At 64.9% G+C, this 14,691-nt stretch carries 13 protein-coding genes; 5 read left to right on the forward strand and 8 right to left on the reverse strand.

Going from position 1 to position 14,691, the window contains the following annotated elements; translation table 11 throughout:
* Nucleotides 1–3: 3 nt before the first annotated feature.
* The 4 genes from HZZ13_RS07930 to HZZ13_RS07945 all read left to right on the forward strand — a co-directional run bounded on the left by HZZ13_RS07930 (nt 4) and on the right by HZZ13_RS07945 (nt 4,358).
* The gene (locus tag HZZ13_RS07930) at nt 4–777 is read left to right on the forward strand and encodes an ABC transporter permease (RefSeq protein ID WP_036008029.1); all 774 of its coding nucleotides are present in this window, start codon (nt 4–6) and stop codon (nt 775–777) included.
* A complete protein-coding gene (locus tag HZZ13_RS07935; protein ID WP_197959077.1) occupies nt 774–1,559 on the forward strand; it encodes an ABC transporter ATP-binding protein in 786 nt (261 codons plus the stop codon). The genes HZZ13_RS07930 and HZZ13_RS07935 overlap by 4 nt, the downstream gene beginning before the upstream one ends.
* Complete coding sequence (locus HZZ13_RS07940; RefSeq protein WP_197959078.1) at nt 1,552–2,778, forward strand: Zn-dependent hydrolase; 1,227 nt, start codon at nt 1,552–1,554, stop codon at nt 2,776–2,778. Before HZZ13_RS07935 ends, HZZ13_RS07940 begins: the two co-directional genes overlap by 8 nt.
* Nucleotides 2,779–3,197: 419 nt before the next feature.
* A complete protein-coding gene (locus HZZ13_RS07945; RefSeq protein WP_197959079.1) occupies nt 3,198–4,358 on the forward strand; it encodes an MFS transporter in 1,161 nt (386 codons plus the stop codon).
* Nucleotides 4,359–4,428: 70 nt separating this feature from the next.
* On the opposite strand, the gene msrA is transcribed toward HZZ13_RS07945, so the two are convergent.
* From msrA to HZZ13_RS07975, 6 genes are all read right to left on the reverse strand, one after another.
* Nucleotides 4,429–4,944, reverse strand: coding sequence for a peptide-methionine (S)-S-oxide reductase MsrA (msrA, locus tag HZZ13_RS07950; RefSeq protein ID WP_197959080.1), 516 nt, complete (start codon nt 4,942–4,944; stop codon nt 4,429–4,431).
* Between the two features lie 126 nt (nt 4,945–5,070).
* Nucleotides 5,071–5,493, reverse strand: coding sequence for an OsmC family protein (locus tag HZZ13_RS07955; protein WP_197959081.1), 423 nt, complete (start codon nt 5,491–5,493; stop codon nt 5,071–5,073).
* Nucleotide 5,494: 1 nt separating this feature from the next.
* Nucleotides 5,495–7,834 (reverse strand): molybdopterin guanine dinucleotide-containing S/N-oxide reductase, encoded by a 2,340-nt coding sequence (locus tag HZZ13_RS07960; protein WP_197959082.1) that lies wholly within the window; start codon nt 7,832–7,834, stop codon nt 5,495–5,497.
* Between the two features lie 183 nt (nt 7,835–8,017).
* Complete coding sequence (locus HZZ13_RS07965) at nt 8,018–8,200, reverse strand: hypothetical protein (protein WP_197959193.1); 183 nt, start codon at nt 8,198–8,200, stop codon at nt 8,018–8,020.
* 123 nt (nt 8,201–8,323) lie between these two features.
* Nucleotides 8,324–8,518 carry a hypothetical protein gene (locus HZZ13_RS07970; RefSeq protein ID WP_197959083.1) on the reverse strand — a complete coding sequence of 65 codons (195 nt, stop codon included), beginning with the start codon at nt 8,516–8,518 and terminating at the stop codon, nt 8,324–8,326.
* 124 nt (nt 8,519–8,642) lie between these two features.
* Entirely contained in the window at nt 8,643–9,500 is an 858-nt protein-coding gene (locus tag HZZ13_RS07975) for an SDR family oxidoreductase (protein WP_197959084.1), read from the reverse strand.
* A 412-nt stretch (nt 9,501–9,912) separates the two neighbouring features.
* On the opposite strand from HZZ13_RS07975, the gene HZZ13_RS07980 reads away from it, so the two are divergent.
* Nucleotides 9,913–11,352, forward strand: a complete 1,440-nt coding sequence (locus tag HZZ13_RS07980; RefSeq protein ID WP_246504335.1) for an FAD-binding oxidoreductase — start codon at nt 9,913–9,915, stop codon at nt 11,350–11,352.
* 307 nt (nt 11,353–11,659) lie between these two features.
* Here HZZ13_RS07980 and HZZ13_RS07985 read toward each other — a convergent pair whose 3' ends face one another.
* Both HZZ13_RS07985 and HZZ13_RS07990 read right to left on the reverse strand, forming a co-directional pair.
* A complete protein-coding gene (locus tag HZZ13_RS07985) occupies nt 11,660–12,982 on the reverse strand; it encodes an NAD(P)/FAD-dependent oxidoreductase (protein ID WP_197959085.1) in 1,323 nt (440 codons plus the stop codon).
* Between the two features lie 351 nt (nt 12,983–13,333).
* Complete coding sequence (locus tag HZZ13_RS07990) at nt 13,334–14,662, reverse strand: aspartate aminotransferase family protein (protein ID WP_197959086.1); 1,329 nt, start codon at nt 14,660–14,662, stop codon at nt 13,334–13,336.
* Between the last annotated feature and the right edge of the window lie 29 nt (nt 14,663–14,691).

Consider the following 14,691-nt stretch of genomic DNA (forward strand, 5'->3'; position numbering starts at 1 on the left):
TTGATGCGTCCTCTGGATCCCGTGACATCGAAGCAACGTGCGGCGTATGGCCTGGCGTTCTTCGTACTGTTCGTCGCCCTCTGGTCGTGGGCGACGTTCGGCGGCCATGTGTCGAAGACCTTCCTCGCCAATCCGCTCACCATGGTGCAGGAAGGCCTCGAGCTGCTCACCAAGCACGGCTTCCTGTTCGACATCGGCATGACGATCTGGCGCGTCGTCGGCGGCTTTGCACTCGCGGCGGTGATTGCGGTGCCGCTCGGCGTGCTGATGGGCGCCTACAAGCCGGTCGAAGCCTTCCTCGAACCCTTCGTCTCATTTGCACGCTATTTGCCCGCCTCGGCCTTCATCCCGCTGCTGATCCTGTGGGCCGGCATCGGCGAGCTGCAAAAGCTGCTCGTCATCTTCATCGGCTCGGTGTTCCAGGTCATCCTGATGGTCGCGGTGACGGTCGGTGCCACGCGGCGCGATCTGGTCGAGGCCGCCTACACGCTGGGCGCCAGCGACCGCGGCATCATCCGCCGGGTGCTGCTGCCTTCCTCCGCGCCGGAGATCGCAGAGATCCTGCGGCTGGTGCTGGGCTGGGCCTGGACCTACGTCATCGTCGCCGAGCTGATCGGCTCGTCCTCGGGCATCGGTCATATGATCACCGACAGCCAGGCGCTGCTCAACACCGGCCAGATCATCTTCGGCATCATTGTGATCGGATTGATCGGCTTGATCTCGGACTTCCTGTTCAAGGCGTTCAACGCCTGGCTGTTTCCTTGGAAGCTCGCATGACCATTCTCAAGGTTGAACAGGTCTCGCGCACCTTCCCCGCGCGCCACGGCAACGCACCGACGCGAGCACTGGAGCCGACCGACCTCGTCATCGGCAACAACGACTTCGTCACCATCCTCGGCCCGTCCGGCTGCGGCAAGTCCACGCTGCTGCGCATCGTCGCCGGTCTCGACCGTCCGACCAGCGGCCGCGTCACGCTCGACGGACGCGAGGTGACCGGCCCGGGCGCCGATCGCGGCATGGTGTTCCAGTCCTACACGCTGTTCCCCTGGCTGACGGTGCGCGAGAACATCGCCTTCGGCCTGCGCGAGCGCGGCGTGTCCGAGACGGAGCGACACAAGATCGCCGATGCCTTCATCCGCCAGGTCGGGCTGTCCGGCTTCGAAAACCATTGGCCGAAGCAACTCTCCGGCGGCATGCAGCAGCGCACCGCGATCGCTCGCGCGCTCGCCAACGACCCGAAGATCCTGCTGCTCGACGAGCCCTTCGGCGCGCTCGACAACCAGACCCGCGCCTTGATGCAGGAAATGCTGCTCGGGATCTGGGAGCGCGACCAGAAGACGGTGCTGTTCGTGACCCACGACATCGAGGAAGCGATCTTCCTCGGCAGCCGCGTCATCGTCATGAGCGCGCGTCCCGGCCGCATCAAGACCGAGATCCATGTGGACCTGCCGCATCCCCGTTCCTACAAGATCAAGACCACGCCGGAATTCGTCCAGCTGAAGGAACGGCTGGTCGAGGAGATCCGCAGCGAGGCGCTGAAGGTTGCCGAACATGCCTGACGTTCGCGCCGACGGACATCGCGTTCTCGCCGACCTCCATGCGCTGCGCGCCATCGGCGCCTACAAGACCGGCGTGCACAAGCCGACCTTCTCCGAGCCGCACAAGCTGTCGCTGGAGTGGCTCGTTCAGAAGTTGCGTGAAGCCGACCTCTCCGCGACGATCGACGGCATCGGCAACGTGTTCGGGACGACCACGAAGGCCGGGCCGAAGCTGCTGGCGGGCTCGCACCTGGAAAGCCAGAACCATGCCGGCTGGCTCGACGGCCCGCTCGGCGTCGTCTATGCGCTTGAGGCGGCGCGCGTGCTGAATGCCGACGCTTCCGTGAATGGCGCGGTCGAGGTCGCCGCCTGGTGTGACGAGGAGGGACATTTCGGACATTTCCTCGGCTCGCGCTCCTATGTCGGCCAGGTGACCGAGGCCGACATCGACGCCGCCCGCGACCGCACCAGCGGCCGCACCATGCGCGATGCCCTCGCCGACATGGGACTCGCGGGGCGTCCTCGCATCACCGCCGAGCCGGGGCGGCACGTCGGCTATCTCGAGGCGCATATCGAGCAGGGTGACACGCTCGAAAGCGGGCGCCTGGCGATCGGCGTCGTGACGTCCATCGTCGGCATCTGGCAGTACCAGATCAATTTTGCCGGCGAGCAGAACCATGCCGGCACTACGCGCATGGCGGTGCGCAAGGATGCGGGCCTGGCGCTGGCGAAATTCTGCGTCGCGATCGACGAGCGTTTTCCCGCCGCCTGCGGCCCGCGCACGGTCTGGACCACCGGCCGCATTACGCTCGATCCGGGCGCGCCGAGCATCATTCCGGGTGGCGCAGAGATGCTGTTCCAGATCCGGGACGACGACCCGTCCGTGATCGCGCGGCTGGAGCAATTGCTGCGGACCATGGCGGACGAGGCCAGTGCTAAGGGCCCCTGCACCGTCAGCGTGACGAAGCTGCGCACCGGCGCACCCGCGATGATGAATGCGGGCTTTCAGGACGCGATCGAGGCCGCGAGCAAGGCCGTCGCCGGCGGCCGATCCATCCGCATGCCCAGCGGCGCCGGACACGATGCGCAGATGCTCGCGACCGTCATGCCCGCCGGCATGCTTTTCGTGCCGTCGATCGGCGGCATCAGCCATCACTGGACCGAGAACACCGCTGACGCCGATATCGTCACGGGCGCAGAGGTGTTCGTCGAGGCGTGCCGGCGGATCCTTGGGGGCTAGCGCTGCGTCCGGAGCGCGATGCATAGGCTTCGTCCTCCAAAGACCCGTGTCATTCCCGAAAGGCGTGGAATCCAGTACGCGGCGGCCTCTTGATTGAATCACAACCGTCGCTGGGATACTGGATCGCCCGCCTTCGCGGGCGATGACAGCGAGTGTGGAGGTGCAGACACGCCTTCGCCATTTCCGAATTTCGGTAAAGTGAAATATTTTCGCGCGGACGGATTGACAGAGAAGCGAAACACCCCGCTCTCGCAGCCCGGATTACGCTTTCGCTCCATTCGGGCTACGGGCCTCTTGCAATCGCGGCAAGTTGCTCGGACAGGGCACCAGCTGCGACAATCTGAACGCAGTGCCGACACAAAGCTGCGGCATTTCTCCGCTTTCTCCTCCGCCCCGCCCTGTTCTTCCCCGGAGCTCTCATGTCTTCTGCCGATCGGCCGGCAACCCGTCTTGCCACCCGGCTCGCCTTTCTCGTCGCGGGCTTCGGCATCGCGTGCTGGGCACCGCTGGTGCCGTTCGCGAAGGCGCGGCTCGCCGTCGACGACGGCGTTCTCGGGTTGCTCCTGCTCAGCCTCGGCATCGGCTCGGTCGTGGCGATGCTGCTGACCGGCGTGCTCAGCGCGCGCTACGGCAGCCGGCCGATCATCGTCGCGGGCGGGCTCGGTCTGACGCTGGTGCTGCCGCTGCTCGCGATCGCAAGCTCGCCGCTGTCGCTGGCGCTGGCGCTCCTTGCGTTCGGCGCCGCGCTCGGCTCGATCGACGTCGCCATGAACATCCACGCCGTGGAGGTGGAGCGCGCCGCGGGACGCCCGTTGATGTCCGGCTTCCACGCCCTGTTCAGCATCGGCGGCTTCGCCGGATCCGCGCTGATGACTTTGCTGCTCTCGCTGCAGCTCGGGGCGCTCGCATGCACGCTGATCTGCTCCGTGCTGATGCTGATCGCGATGCTCGTGACCTGGCCCCGCCTGCTTCGCTCGTTGCAGGTGCAGGAAGGCCCGTTATTCGTGCTGCCGCACGGATCGGTGCTGCTGCTGGCACTGCTCGGGGCCATCACCTTCCTGGTCGAAGGCGCGATGCTCGATTGGGGCGCGCTGCTCGTGATCGGCGCCGGGCTCGTCAGCGAGGCGCAAGGCGGCGTCGGCTACATCGTGTTCTCGATCGCGATGACGATCGGCCGGCTCGGCGGCGACGCGGTCGTTGCGCGCATCGGAGACCGCACGACGTTGCTGTGGGGCAGCCTCATTGCGATCGCCGGCTTCGTGGTGCTGCTCACCGCGCCCGTGGCAGCGGCCGCCATCGGCGGATTCCTGCTGATCGGGCTCGGCGCCTCCAACCTCGTGCCCGTGCTGTTCCGCCGGGCGGCGCAACAAAAGGTGATGCCCACGGGACTTGCGGTCGCGGCGATCACGACGGCAGGCTACGCAGGCGTCCTGCTCGGTCCTGCCGGCGTCGGCTTCATTGCACAGCTCGGCGGACTGCCGATGGCATTCTGGCTGCTGGCCGCCTTGATGGGGCTCGTCACGTTGTCGGCGCCAATCGTCACCGCGGATCAGCGCCGGACGTCGCATGTCGATGCGTGACCGGACTTGCGTCTGACGTGACCGATGGAGAGGTGGACCGTCAGAGCCCGGCGAACCACCTCATCCCGCTTTAGCCCCCGACTGCCGCAGCCCGCCGCGGCAGCTTCCAGCCCGGCCGGATGAAGTGGCAGGTGTAGCCGTCAGGATAACGTTCGAGATAATCCTGATGCTCGGGCTCGGCTTCCCAGAACTCGCGCGCGGGCGCGACCTCGGTCACCACCTTGCCCGGCCACAGGCCGGATGCCTCGACGTCGGCGATGGTGTCTTCGGCAATCCGCTTCTGCTCCTCGCTGGTGTAGAAGATCGCCGAGCGGTAGCTCGTGCCGATATCGTTGCCCTGACGGTTGAGCGTGGTCGGATCATGGATCTGGAAGAAGAACTCCAGGATGGTCCGGAAGCTGGTCCTGGCCGGATCGAACACGATCTCGACCGCTTCGGCATGGCCTTCGTGATTGCGGTAGGTGGCGTTCTTGACGTGCCCACCGGTGTAACCGACGCGGGTGGAGATCACGCCGGGCTGCTTGCGGATCAGATCCTGCATGCCCCAGAAGCAGCCGCCGGCCAAAACTGCGCGTTCCGTCGTCATGTGATGTGCTCCCAATGATCGCTCAACAGCTTGTCCATCATATAGGCTTTCGGCCGCGCGGCCGAAAGCCATGCCTTGACGCCCACCCGGTTGCCAGGAGCGGATGGAGCGGAAGCAAACGCCCGCCTAGACCAGCCTGGCGTCGAGCGTGATGGCGGCGTTGAGCACTTTGGACACCGGGCAGTGCTTCTCGGCCTCGCCGGCGAACCGGGCAAAGCCGGCATCGTCGAGACCAGGCACTTTCGCCCGCAGGGTCAGCGCGGATTTGCTGATCTTGAAACCCTTGCCTTCAGGCTCGAGCGTGACGGCGGCTTCGGTCGAGAGCTCGTCCGGCGTGAAACCCGCCATCTGCAGGCCGAAGGCAAGCGCCATGGTGAAACAGCCGGCATGGGCTGCGGCGATCAATTCTTCGGGATTGGTGCCCTTCTCGTTCTCGAAGCGGGTCTTGAACGAATAGGGCGTTGTGGCCAGCACGCCGGATTCGCTCGAGAGGTGGCCCGTGCCATCGCGACCGGTGCCCTTCCAGACTGCTGCTGCCTTGCGGATCATGTCAGTTCTCCTTGCTTGCCCGAACCGGATCGAACGCGCGGATCGGCGGCAGATTGCCGGTGAACTTCTCCACCTCGACGGTCGTCAACTGACCGGTGCAGCCCTGCGCCAGGGACGAGGTGCCGACGTCGCGGGTCAGCACGTTCGGATTGCCGTGAACGCAAAGCGGCGCCTCGTCTTCGGGATCCATCGGATCATACCACGCGCCAGTCGGAAGCTGGACCACGCCGGGCGCGATGCCGTCGGTGACGTGGACCGCGGCGAGGCACGCGCCGCGCTCGTTGAACAAGCGGATGATGTCACCGTCCTTGATGCCGCGCGCCTCCGCGTCGACCGGGTTCATGCGCGCGACCTCGCGACCGCGATGCTTTGAGCTGAGCGAATGCCCGCCGAAATCCAGCTGGCTGTGCAGGCGCGTCACCGGCTGGTTGGCGACGAGGAAGCATGGTGCACCTCGCTTGGGAATATCGGTCTTGTCGAGCCAGACCGGATGTCCGGGACAATCCGCATCACCGTGCCCTGCGATCTTGGCCGAGAAGATCTCGATGCGTCCGCTCGGCGTCGGCAAGGCGTGATTGACCGGATCCTCGCGAAAGCGGCGCAGCCGGCCGCCGTCATCGGGCTGCTGCGGCACGATCAGGCTGCCGCGCGCCCAGAATTCTTCGAAGCTTGGCGCTTCGAGGCCGCGCTTGGCAAGCGAGGCGCGGGTCGGCTCGTAGAGATGTTCCAGCCATTGCCGCGACGTGCGCCCTTCGGTGAAGGGCTCACGCGCTCCGAGACGTTCGGCGAGATCGGCGAAGATGTCGTAATCGTCGCGCGCAAGCCCAAACGGCTCGGCGATCCGGTGCATCGCGACCATCAGGGGATCGTTGGTGGAATAGCCGATATCCTCGCGCTCCAGCGTCATCGTCGCGGGCAGCACGATGTCGGCGTGGCGGGCGGTGGCGGTCCAGGCGAGCTCGTGCACGACCAGCGTGTCCACCCTTGCGAAGGCCTTGCGCAGGCGGTTGATGTCCTGATGGTGATGGAAGGGATTGCCGCCCGCCCAGTAGACCAGACGAATATCCGGATAGGTCCGCGTCTCGCCGTTGTAGCGATATGTGGTGCCGGGATTGAGCAGCATGTCGGCGATGCGCGCCACCGGAATGAAATCGGCAACGCCGTTGCGGCCCTGCCCCAGCGTCGGTCCCGGCACGTCGTTGACGCGGCGGCCGTAATAGCCGATCGCACCCAGCGAATAGGCATAGCCGCCGCCGGGAAGGCCAATCTGGCCGAGGGCGGCCGCCAGCACCATGCCCATCCATACCGGCTGCTCGCCATGCTCGGCGCGCTGCAGCGAATGGGAGACGGTGACGAGCGCGCGCTTTCCGGCAAGGCGCCGCGCCAGCTTGCGGATCGCATCCGCCTGGACGCCGCAGATCGCGGCGGCCCATTCGGCGTGCTTGGCTTGCCCGTCGCTCTCGCCGGTCAGATAGCGCAGGAAGATTGGCCAGCCCTCGGTGTAGCGATCGAGGAAGGCCTGATCGTGCAGGTTCTCGCTCACCAGCGTATGGACGATGCCGAGCATCAAGGCCGTGTCGTTGCCGGGAACGCAGGTCATCCAGTCGGCGCCGGCCTCGACCGGCAGATCGTCGCGCAGCGGGCTGACCAGGACGAACTCGCAGCCGCGCGCCCGCGCCGCCGCCATGGCGCCGCGCTCGACATGCTTGCTGATCGAGCCGCCCGCCACCATGGAGTTCTTCAGCGCCATGCCGCCGAACGCCAGCACGATGTCCGTCTCGGCCGCAATCTGCTCCCAGGTGACGTTGCGCTTGGTGATGTCCTCGTAGCCGGCCAGGATCTGCGGCAGCAGCACCGAGGACGCACCGGACGAATAGGTGTTGACCGAGCGTACATAGCCGCCCATCGCGATATTGAGGAAGCGATGCACCTGGCTCTGGGCGTGATGGAAGCGCCCGGCACTGGACCAGCCATAGGAGCCGCCGAACACGGCGCCGGGTCCGCGGGTGTCGCGAATGCGGCCAAGCTCGTCGCCGAGCAGATCCAGCGCCTTCTCCCAGCTGACGGAGACGAACTCGTCGCGGCCGCGCCGATCGTCGGGGCCCGGCCCGCGCTCGAGCCAGCCGCGGCGAATTGCCGGCTGGGCGATGCGGGCCTGGTGGCGGAGCGCGCCGGGAAAATTGTCGATGATGCCGTTCGGATCGGGATCGCCCGCATAGGCCCTGACCTCCAGCCCGGTCGCGCCCTGACGCGCGGAGAACACGCCCCAATGCGAGGTGTGCGGCTTGAAGCCGTCCGACAGGTCAAGCCCGGGGTCGGGGAAGCCAATCATGTCGTCCATTTCTGATCCTTGTTCCGGCGGCCTCGGCAACGGGTGGTAATATACCGGCCCGCTCCGGACGCCGTCGAGATCAGAGTTGACGGGAACGCTGACCTGCCCCGCGCAAAGCCAGCCTCAAGTCCGTTGACACCCCCGAACGTTCATCGCGCGCGTCATGGCGCTCTTTTTGGCGCCGACGCTGCGTCATCCGCGTGCGCAGCAATCGACCAGCAGATTCCAGATCCGCTGCGTCTCTTCTCTCTTGTTCGCCTCCGACACGTTCTCCGCACTCGACTGATCGAACGCGGCGATGGTGTGGGGTTGGCGAGGCACGATCCACCGCTCCGAAATCGGGTCGTACCATTTGCCGATATTGATCTCAATCACGTCGGTCGACTCACAGATTGACAGGCTCGGGCGATGCGCCCCGCGCGTCCTGATTGGAGCCCGTGTGGCGCGCCTCCCGATTCACCAATCAGGAGATCGCATGATCGTTCCCGGCCCGCGGCATCAGCATGGACGGGCCGGATGCAGTGTGCGCGGATGTCGCTCATGCAGCAATCGCGCCAGCTCCTCACGCTCGGTGTCGCGGCCCTTCATCGCGGTCTCGAACAGCGCCTCCTGGATGTCGCGAGGCATGTCGCCCCATACGTCCATCGCCGCACGTCCGAGCAGGCCCGCAAAATGATCCACTCCATCGCTCATTCGGCTCTCCCGATCTGCACACGGGAATGGAACAGCGGCGGCCGCTCCGCGTTCCACTGCCATCGTGAAGCCGCCATGATCGTCGCGAAGCGGGCTCATCTTCGGCACCTACAGGAGTATCCGATCAGATGAACGGCTTGCCACCGGTGACGGGCAACGTCGCCCCCGACGTGTAGCTCGAAAGCGGATCCGCCAGCATGACATAGGCCGTCGCGAGCTCGGCCGGCTGGCCGGCGCGCTGCATCGGCACCTGCTGGCCGAAGTTCTTGACCCTTTCCTCCGACATGGTCGAGGGAATCAGCGGCGTCCAGATCGGACCCGGGGCGACCGCATTGACCCGGATGCCCTTCTCGGCCAGCATCTGCGCGAGCCCGCCGGTGAAATTCTGGATGGCGCCCTTGGTCGTGGCGTAGGCCAGCAGGCTCGGGTTCGGCATGTCGGAATTCACCGAGGCCGTGTTGATGATCGCGGAGCCCGGCCGCATGTGGGGGACGGCAGCCTTGGCCAGATAGAACATGGCGTGGATGTTCGTCTCGAACGTCCGCCGCCATTCGTCGTCGCTGATATCGGCGATGTCCTTGAACGTCGCCTGATGGGCAGCGTTGTTGACGAGGATGTCGATGCCGCCAAGCTCCTCGACGGTGCGACGCACGATGGCGCGGCAATGCTCGGGATTGCTGATATCGCCCGGGATCAGGATGGCCTTGCGTCCCTCCCGCTCGACCAGCACCTTGACCTCGGCCGCATCCTCGTCCTCGTTCAAATAGGAGATGACGATGTCCGCGCCTTCACGCGCATAGGCGATCGCCACCGCGCGGCCGATGCCGCTGTCGCCGCCCGTGATGATGGCCTTCTTTCCAGCAAGACGGCCGGAGCCCTTGTAACTCTCCTCGCCGTGATCGGGGCGCGGCTGCATGGCCCGCGTCGAGCCCGGCATCGGCTGCTGCTGTGCAGGATAAGGCGGCTTTGGATAGTCGACCATGGACAACTCCCGGCGTTTGCTGCGCTAACGGAGCGCTGCCGAAAGTGTTCCTGCGGTCGTCCGGGGTTCCACTGGCGCGGTCGGCATCGGCGGTCTGGATCGGGGCGCCCTGCTCCAGCGCCGCGCCGGATGCGGCGACCAGCTCCACCTCGCAGCCGGCGAGCGCGATGATCTCGGCGGCAATCTACGGTCTTGGCTACGCGTAGCGTCCCCGCGAACGAGCCACGCTCCACCCGTGAATCATCGACTGCTCCTCTCAAGTCCCAAAGGCCTCGCGAGAAAGTGTTCGACAGCGGCGCAAGCTGCCGACAATCGTAGCAATTCGGCATTGCTTTCTTCTGAATGCCCCACCAACGGCAGCCAATGCGGCACAAACGCGCAAAGATGCCTCGATGCCAATCGGGAGCTGAGCATGTCCCAGTCAGTACACGTTCGGGCCTTTCGCGACCTTGTAGGCGACGGAGGCGTCATTGACGACCCGGAGCGGATGGCTACCTACACGACGGATCAACGCCAGCTCTCCACGGGCTCGACGTTTGCCGTGCTGAAGCCGACGACGACGAAGCAAGTCGCCGACATCGTGCGGCTGGCGGCGTATCATGGTATCGGAATCGTTCCGCAGGGCGGCAACACCAGCTACTGCGGAGGCGCGACGCCCGACGCCTCCGGACGCCAGATTATCGTGAGCCTCGAGCGGATGGACAGGATTCGCGAAGTCGATCCCGTCTCCATGAGCATCTCTGTGGACGCCGGCACCATCCTGAAGAACGCACAGGACGCCGCGGCGGCCGCCGGACTTCTGTTGCCGCTCAGCCTCGGCGCGGAAGGCAGTTGCCGGATCGGCGGTAACATCGGGACGAATGCCGGCGGACTGTCGGTCGTCAGGTACGGGATGACGCGCGATCTGCTGCTCGGAATCGAGGCGGTGCTGGCGGACGGCACGGTAGTTTCCGACATGCGTAAGCTGCGGAAAAACAATACCGGCTACGACATCAAGCAGTGCTTCGTCGGCAGCGAGGGAACTCTTGGCATCATCACGGGCGCGGTGCTGCGTCTGGCGCCCTTGCCGATCCGTCGCGCGACTGCCTGGCTGAAACTGGCGCGGGGCGCGCCGCTCGCCGAGCTTCTCGCGCTGGTGCGCCGCGAATCCGCGGACATGGTGACCACGTTCGAATTTATGGCGGCCCGATCGATCACGCTCGCAACCGAAGCAATGACCGATCCGCCCTCCCTTCCAGCAGGTCCAGAAGGCGCCGTTCTCGTCGAGTTCGCCTCTTCCTCGCGCCATCTCGATCTGGACGAACTGATGGAAGCCGTTCTGGCCGAGGTGATCGAGGCCGGATGGGTCGAGGACGCGTTCCTGGCGCAGAGCGGATCGCAGCGGACCGCGATGTGGCGGCTCCGCGAGACCATCCCGGAGGGCGAGAAGCGCCGGAACGGATCGGTCAAGCACGACATCTCGGTACCGCTGTCGTCCATTCAACGCTTTCTGGATCTAGCCGGCTCGCAGGTGCGATCGTATGACGCCGACCTTGAGCTCTCCGTGTACGGCCATGTCGGCGACGGCAACCTGCACTACAACGTGCTCGTTCCTGCCGGCGTCGACCGGATCGAGTTCACCAAGCGGATCGAAAGCAGCCTGTCTCTGCAACTCTACGACACCGCCGCGGCGCTCGGCGGCACGTTCAGCGCGGAGCACGGCGTCGGCCGTTTTAAGAGGCATCTTCTGGAACGGTACGGTGATGTCGGGCGTATCGCGGCGATGCGCCGGATCAAGACCGCCTTTGATCCGGCGGACATCATGAACGCCGGCGCGATCGTTTGCCCATTGGGAGAGAAGTCTGCGCGTTGAACCATCGGCCGGCGAGTTGGCGATGCTTTCCAAACGGTGGGACTTCGGGCGATGCACCTCGATCAGCCAAATCGTCGTGTCCATAAAGAAAGAGCCACTCCGAAGGAGTGGCTCAAGTTGGGGAGGAAACGCCCCTTAGGATGATCAGGCCGCGACCTGTTCGATCGGGAGCATGGCAGACAGAGACTCTCGGCCGCGGGCCTCTGCGATGAACGTTAAATCCCGCACGCAGATGGGGATCTTCGAGCACCGCTCCAAATCCTTTGCTCGCCACGGTACGCGTCGGGCCTGACGTCCGGCTCGATCTTCAGATGGCGGCGATGTCCAGCTTCGAGCCGTCGACCAGACGCGACAGCCGGAACGGTGTGGGATCAACGCAAGGCGTGTCGTTGACGACAAGCTGTGCGGCCAGATAGCCGAGCCCCGGGCCCAGACCGAAGCCGTGACCCGAGCAGCCCGCCGCGAGCACGAGGCCTTCCACCCCGTCCACCTGCGACACCACGGGCACTGCGTCCGGCGTGCAATCGACGAAGCCGCCCCAGGCGCTGTCGATCTTAATCTCGCCGAGCTGGGGGAAGGTTTTCCGGACACTCTCCACCACTTGGCTCACCAGCCATTTCAATGGCGGGGGATCCAGCACGCGATTCCGTTCGAAGATCCGATCATCGTTGGTCAGAAGCGCCGATATTGAATCCGGCCCCGAAACGAACGATCGGCCGACGCCAAGCCTGACGTTCTTCAGGCGACGCAAGAACTGCGGCATGAATTCCCGGCTGTACCTGATAGCTTGGGGCGTGATTTCGAGGTTCGCCTTGCCGCTGATCGCAAGCGTGTAGCTGCCATCCAGTCGGCGCGTGATCGTGCAGTAGGGTGTCGAGACCGCTTCGCCGATATTGATTGTGGGGGTGGAACGCAGCGCGGTCTGCCGGATGCTCGCTTGGGGGAAACTGCCCCCGAGCGGCCGAAGGAAGCGCGAGGACCAGGCGCCGGCGGCGCACAGCACCGCGTTGGTTCTGAGGTAGCCCTTTTCCGTGTGCACGCCCGCAATCCTGCCGTTGGCCAAGTCGAGCGCGCGCGCGGCGCATCCCTGGTGGATCGTGGCGCCCAGAGTTCTGGCCCCTTCGGCGATAGCCGGCGCGGCGAGCGCCGGTTCGGCTTTGCCGTCCCGAGCCGAATAGGTCCCGCCGACCCATTTGTCGCGCGCTTCGGGGACGCGCTCGGCCACCTCCGCGCGGCTCAGCACGCGGGTATCGACGCCGTACTCCCTGGCGACCTCGCGCCACTTTTCCCAGCCGGCGAGCACAGCCTCGTCGTGGGTCGCATAGACGAGACCGCAGCGGCGAAATCCGAGATCCCGATTGATATCGCGCGTGAGCTCGTCCCACAGCCGCATGGACAGCACCGAGAGCGGCAGTTCGCGCCGGTCGCGATTCTGCTGGCGGCACCAACCCCAGTTTCGGCTCGATTGTTCACAGGCGACGTGGCCCTTCTCGAGGAGCGCCACAGAGAGGCCGCGCTTCGCCAGGTAATAGGCGGCCGTAGAGCCGAGGATGCCGCCGCCGACGATGACGACGTCGGCCTGCGCGGGGAGACGCTCATCGCTGTGAATGCGCTCGACGTGAGGCGACATGTTCCAACGAACCTCGGCTGCCAAGAATGCGGATGCAAAGTTTCCGATCAGCCCTTCATCGCATTCTGCGCGCGATAGAATGTGCTGAAATCATCCAGGACTTCGCAAGGATGTTCGGGTTTCTGGCCGCTTGATTGAACGAAGCTGCTCAGGTGCGACCAAGTCCCAGTTCGGCGCGAGGGGCGACGCGGCCTGCTCGTCCGTTGGATCGCACTCGTGCTTTATCCCGGGCGGGCACCCCTGGCCCGAACTGACGCCAAGGTGCAAATTTCATTTAAAGCCTGATCGGGTTTGATAGCCCGCGCTGCCGCTTGCACACGGAACGGTGCTGCCTCCGATGACGTCTGCGATCTAGCGTGCGATATTGATGAGCGCGCGCTCCATGGCTGTCAGGAACAGGTCGACGTGCTCCGCTTCGCAAACGAGCGGAGGGCGCACTTTAAGCGTATCTTCATTGGCCCCCGTCGTGCTGATAAGCAGGCCGTCATCCCGCATTGCGTTAACCAAGTCCAAAGCCATCGCACGACGACCCGGCGCCGGGGTTCCCTCAGCCCCTATATCGACGCCAAAGAAGAGCCCGGCGTTTCTGATAGCGCGAATCTCATGACGCTGCGTTGCGAGCTTCTCCAGTCCGGCGCGGAGACGCCGGCTTGTCGCAAGCGCCTTTTGCGGAATTTGGTCTCGCTGTAGGATCGTTAACACGGCGTTCGCTGTTGCTATCCCGACTGTGTTTCCAGCGAATGTGTTCGAGTAGCGAGCGGTGGCACCAAATTGGTCCATCCATGCTCTGCGACCGACGACAGCGCCAATCGGAAATCCGTTGCCCATCGGCTTGCCCAAGGTAACAAGATCCGGAACGATCCCATGGCGCTCGAAGCCCCACATGTGAGTACCAGTTCGTCCGAAGCCTGGTTGAACTTCGTCGGCAATGACAAGGCCACCCGCCTCCTGCACCGCCGCAACTCCGCTCGCGATGAAGCCAGGAGGATCTAGCCATACGCCATCGCTGGAAAAAATGCTGTCGATGAGCAGGGCCGCAACGCCGATGCCACGACGGCTCAGATCCATCATGGCTGAACGAATCTGTGTCTCGAAAAACTCCGCAGCCTGGGCTTCCGGTATGCCCGCCGGCCCGGGTAGGGACACCATCCGCACCAATGGGCTGAGCTTGACTGCGTGGCCCAGGTTCGGCGAAACCGCGGCCGTCGCAGCACTCGTGCCGTGATAGGCATAAGTGGAAACGATCACGCCTTCGTTGCCGCTCGTACATCGCGCGATGCGCAGCGCCAGATCGTTGGATTCACTCCCCGTGCAGGTAAACACCACGCGGTCGAGCTCGTTTGGGAAAGTACCGACGAGCCGCTCTGCATAATCGACGAGCTTTGGCTCGAGATAGCGCGTATTGGCGCTTATTCGGCCCGCCTGCTCCGCCATGGCCGCGTTTACTTCGGGATGGCAATGGCCGAGACACGGCACGTTATTGTAGAAGTCGAGATAGGCCCGGCCGTCAGGATCGTACAGCCACATACCTTCACCGCGAACGAAGTGCACGGGCCGGCGGTACTGGAGCCGATAAGAAGCGCCCAGAACTTTGTCACGACGAGCAATGAGCTCGGATTCCCGGCTGGGAAGGTCTGCTTCGCCAGGTCGGTAGCGATTGGGCATAAGATCTGTGGACATGTGCAGCTGCCTTTTCGAAAGAGTACCGT

This window comes from Bradyrhizobium agreste (assembly GCF_016031625.1).
Taxonomy (GTDB): Bacteria; Pseudomonadota; Alphaproteobacteria; order Rhizobiales; family Xanthobacteraceae; genus Bradyrhizobium; species Bradyrhizobium agreste.

Bases quoted from the DNA above. Each gene is read 5' to 3' on its own strand.
- HZZ13_RS07985 (WP_197959085.1), bottom strand. From the start codon at position 12,982: ATGTCGCCTCACGTCGAGCGCATTCACAGCGATGAGCGTCTCCCCGCG.
- HZZ13_RS07970 (WP_197959083.1), bottom strand. From the start codon at position 8,518: ATGAGCGATGGAGTGGATCATTTTGCGGGCCTGCTCGGACGTGCGGCG.
- HZZ13_RS07935 (WP_197959077.1), top strand. From the start codon at position 774: ATGACCATTCTCAAGGTTGAACAGGTCTCGCGCACCTTCCCCGCGCGC.
- HZZ13_RS07945 (WP_197959079.1), top strand. From the start codon at position 3,198: ATGTCTTCTGCCGATCGGCCGGCAACCCGTCTTGCCACCCGGCTCGCC.
- HZZ13_RS07940 (WP_197959078.1), top strand. From the start codon at position 1,552: ATGCCTGACGTTCGCGCCGACGGACATCGCGTTCTCGCCGACCTCCAT.
- HZZ13_RS07975 (WP_197959084.1), bottom strand. From the start codon at position 9,500: ATGGTCGACTATCCAAAGCCGCCTTATCCTGCACAGCAGCAGCCGATG.
- HZZ13_RS07990 (WP_197959086.1), bottom strand. From the start codon at position 14,662: ATGTCCACAGATCTTATGCCCAATCGCTACCGACCTGGCGAAGCAGAC.
- HZZ13_RS07955 (WP_197959081.1), bottom strand. From the start codon at position 5,493: ATGATCCGCAAGGCAGCAGCAGTCTGGAAGGGCACCGGTCGCGATGGC.
- HZZ13_RS07960 (WP_197959082.1), bottom strand. From the start codon at position 7,834: ATGGACGACATGATTGGCTTCCCCGACCCCGGGCTTGACCTGTCGGAC.
- HZZ13_RS07980 (WP_246504335.1), top strand. From the start codon at position 9,913: ATGTCCCAGTCAGTACACGTTCGGGCCTTTCGCGACCTTGTAGGCGAC.
- msrA (WP_197959080.1), bottom strand. From the start codon at position 4,944: ATGACGACGGAACGCGCAGTTTTGGCCGGCGGCTGCTTCTGGGGCATG.
- HZZ13_RS07930 (WP_036008029.1), top strand. From the start codon at position 4: ATGCGTCCTCTGGATCCCGTGACATCGAAGCAACGTGCGGCGTATGGC.